A 268-nucleotide genomic window follows, 5' to 3' on the forward strand; every position below is an offset into this window, starting at 1 on the left:
GCGCCCGATCTCGTGCAACGGCACTTCGTGGCCGACGCCCCGAACCGGCTGTGGGTGGCGGATGCCACCTATGTGCCGACCGCAGAAGGCTTTCTCTATCTCGCCGTCGTGCTCGATGTCTTTAGTCGCCGCATTGTGGGGTGGGCGATGTCCAATCATCTGTACACGGAGCTGATGCTGCGTGCGCTCGACATGGCACTCGTACAGCGTCGCCCCGGGGGCGTCATTCACCACTCGGATCAGGGGTGTCAATACACCTCGCTTGCCT

Annotated in this window: 1 protein-coding gene; it reads left to right on the forward strand. The window is 62.7% G+C overall.

The window, feature by feature from the left end:
• Positions 1–268, forward strand: a 268-nt coding sequence (locus GWC77_RS28580) for a DDE-type integrase/transposase/recombinase (protein WP_173263033.1), incomplete at both ends; no start/stop codon positions are given.

Source organism: Paraburkholderia sp. NMBU_R16, from assembly GCF_013282575.1.
GTDB lineage: Bacteria > Pseudomonadota > Gammaproteobacteria > Burkholderiales > Burkholderiaceae > Trinickia.